The sequence below is a fragment of the Alkalinema pantanalense CENA528 genome, from assembly GCF_050753345.1.
GTDB lineage: Bacteria > Cyanobacteriota > Cyanobacteriia > Leptolyngbyales > Leptolyngbyaceae > Alkalinema > Alkalinema pantanalense.
The window spans coordinates 1-3,211 of the sequence record NZ_JBLZFX010000196.1 but is presented as its reverse complement, the minus strand read 5'-3'; the positions used below and the strand labels follow the sequence as shown (position 1 = coordinate 3,211).

At 43.2% G+C, this 3,211-nt stretch carries 4 protein-coding genes; all 4 read left to right on the top strand.

Annotation, left to right across the window (positions count from 1 at the left end):
• Positions 1-856: 856 nt before the first annotated feature.
• The 4 genes from ACN4EG_RS27425 to ACN4EG_RS27410 all read left to right on the top strand — a co-directional run bounded on the left by ACN4EG_RS27425 (position 857) and on the right by ACN4EG_RS27410 (position 3,051).
• Complete coding sequence (locus ACN4EG_RS27425; protein WP_431633463.1) at positions 857-997, top strand: hypothetical protein; 141 nt, start codon at positions 857-859, stop codon at positions 995-997.
• Positions 998-1,057: 60 nt separating this feature from the next.
• Positions 1,058-1,705 (top strand): hypothetical protein, encoded by a 648-nt coding sequence (locus ACN4EG_RS27420; protein ID WP_431633462.1) that lies wholly within the window; start codon positions 1,058-1,060, stop codon positions 1,703-1,705.
• Between the two features lie 144 nt (positions 1,706-1,849).
• The gene (locus tag ACN4EG_RS27415) at positions 1,850-2,398 is read left to right on the top strand and encodes a C39 family peptidase (protein WP_431633461.1); all 549 of its coding nucleotides are present in this window, start codon (positions 1,850-1,852) and stop codon (positions 2,396-2,398) included.
• A gap of 137 nt (positions 2,399-2,535) precedes the next feature.
• Positions 2,536-3,051 (top strand): hypothetical protein, encoded by a 516-nt coding sequence (locus ACN4EG_RS27410; protein ID WP_431633460.1) that lies wholly within the window; start codon positions 2,536-2,538, stop codon positions 3,049-3,051.
• Positions 3,052-3,211 lie beyond the last annotated feature (160 nt).

Here is a 3,211-nt window from a genome sequence, read left to right as displayed (position 1 = left end):
AACGCAGCAGGCTTGTGGAACTTCTACTTAGATGCAGCATAAGTTAGATAACAGTCAGGGCAAACCCTGTCCCAGAGCTGGTTTTATTTCCCAACAACTCTAATACTCATTCACCCTTTTGGAATATGGTACCAGATGCAGAACCGCCACAAAGTGGAAAAACTGAACCCATGGCTCCCGTGAAGAAGGTTAATGATTCTCCCACAAATTCTAAAAATGGAGGCATGGCCCAGTAAGCTTAATTTAAGCTACTAGTACCAGCCCTGTTCAGGTACTTGTTTATTTTCGTAGATTCGGATTCACTCAGCGATGGAGTACTAGAGCTATGAGGTTGATCTTTTTGCTATTGGGCTTGAGAGATTATCTTTATAGTTCATGTAAAATTACAGCACTGAATACCTTTGAAAATTCCTCCTCAGTCAATACAGATCGGAATTGATCAGTGCAGGCATTACCACGTCTAATTTAAGCACTTTGCTTTAAGTGAGTCCCATCTTATTTCAAGGACTACGATCGGTCTGAAGTAAGTCTGGCAATAGGTTCAGAAATAGGTCTATTGTAATAACCTGACTTTTACTGACCTTTGTCAGACTTACTTCAGACTTTTACCGATAGTCAAATCATCTATCAGTCCCTATCTTAGATATATCAAGTTAGGGAACCAGCTTCTAAACATTCCATCTCTCTCAGAATCCTCACAGGCTTTACCACAGCTGCGAAATTCTTAATGACCTTAATGATGCGGTCAATCCTAGACAGCAGACAACAGGGCATTGGAATTGTCCCCCTCAATAAGCTTGTTCGATCGGGCCTCTACCAAAATACAGCAACATTTTCAATTCCCCTGGAGCGATCAATGAAAGCAGTAGTTATTGTGATTGTGCTAGTGCTGGGCGGTTTAGGTTTGATTGGCTTGATGTCAGGGCAACCCATGCTGATGAGCATTGGGTTGGGAGGTGCATCTTTTATGTTGGCCGTTGGCTCGAATGCAGGCTAATCCAATATCAACGTAAGCCAGTTGTCATTATTCCAATTACATCACATAGGAAGCTAAATCATGAAACGGGACTTGTTTTACAATTCTGTGCGGCACAGTTTGTTTAATGGCAAATTAAGCCAGCCCCAAGTTGATGGGATGGAAGCCATCCTTAACTTTTGGGAAACACCACCTGTGCAACCCACCGGAGAGTTCAAAACAAACTGGGAGATTCGCAGCATTGGTTGGCTGGCCTATATGTTAGCGACCACTTACCATGAAACTGCCTTTACCATGCAGCCCATCTCGGAATATGGCGGAATACAATACTTTACCGACTTGTACGAGGGGCGAAAAGACTTAGGTAATGATCAACCCGGTGATGGTGCGCGGTTCCATGGCCGTGGCTATGTTCAACTGACTGGCCGCAGAAACTACACGGTGATGACATCGATCGTGCAGCATTTCTATCCACACTGCCCAGACTTCACTAAAGATCCAGACGCAGTTAAAGTACCTGAATTTGCAGCCGTGATTTTGTTCTATGGGATGCACCAAGGATCGTTTACTGGAAAAGCCTTGAAACACTATATCGGAGATCCAGATAAAGGACAAATGGTTGATTTCTTTGATGCTAGGAAGATTATTAACGGACTCGATCAGGCAGAAGCTATCCAAAGCTACGCTAAAAAGTTTGCTCAAGCATTAGATATCGCTGAAGCTATTTAATGTCGATCGTAAGCTCAATCTTGTAGCTTGACTGCAATTCTTTACATCACCCAACTCATCACGACAATAGGGGCATCTACTATTTTTTGAATCATTAATTATTCTTTTCTATAATTTCTTCGTCATTCATTAGGTCAATCATTTGTGATTACTTTCACAGCCTCTAAAACCATTTACGTTTCCCAACCCAACCCTCATTTTTGTCAGTCTGCTTGTATTGCGATGGTACTGGGAACGACTGATATTCACAGCATCCGGGATGAATTAGTCACCCATGGGAAAGCTGGAGATCCAGCAATTATCGGGAACTACCTACGCCCTCGCGTGAAATCCTACCAGTTCCTACTTGATGGCTCTTTGACAGATGCTAGAAAAGCGCTGGATGATGGGTATGTCCTTATCACCCATGGATGGTTTACGCGGGTAGGGCACGTTGTTACAGTCATCGGCCACGAAGCAGACCCAACCACGCTATCATCTCGCTTCATTGTTCATGATCCCTGGGCGGAATACAACTTTCCCAAAGGCGATCACGATGATAATAAGTCAGGTGAAGCCGTTCTCTATTCAAGCTATGGAATGTATGCAACCTGTGTTGCTTCCGCTGATTATGATCACTCCCGCGACCTCTACAGTCAGAAAAAGCTAGATGTGAATGCCAAGAATGCATGGCTACACATCATTAAAAACTAGCAATCTTGAATTGATAATTTGTTGCCAGTATGAGGTGATCTCAATTCCTGAAAACCCCATATTGGCAACTCCTCTAGGAGATAAGCTCCATTAGATTAGATGACGAAAAATGTTTACAAGGACTGTTGAGAGGATTTATGACAGAAGCAACCACGATCGATCGTGACAAGTTATATCACTTAATTCAGGAAACCTCCGCACAATATGAGTACCTTAAAAAACTGAATCAGTCCTTAAGCACAGGGATTGGACTACTAGGTATTGCTTTAAGTTTGGGTGCAACGGTTTCTGGCATTATTATAAAAGATGCTCGCATCGCAGCTATTTTTGGAGCCTGTGCAGCAACGACCCAAGCCATTCTATTCGCCTATCCCACCGATCGACGAGCCAGTGCCTATCGCATTCTCTCCGCTAAAAACGAGAGTCTTCGCATCGAGCTAGAAGTTAAACAACAAACTAGTGAATCCCTTGAAAAAATTCTCTGTGATTTTCAGTTCATTAAAGCCCAAGCTGCCTTGGAAGAAACAACCTCTAAGAAACCAGATGATTCAGAAACTCACAAAACCGGAATACATGAGCCAATGAATCATTCTGCTGATGTAAACTCCACGCAGCCTGTATCATCTTCATATCAAGTTTCCCAAAAATTATAAAATCATTGTGAGGATGCTCAATGCAATTTATAACTTATCTTGCCAGGGTAAGCGCATCTCAAACGCTATTGACAACTAGGGGTGGAGTCTTTACCCGAGTCGGGCAACGCAGCGGCTAAGACTTGGAGCATAAACGTGTCATCCATTGCGGCTCGCTTCG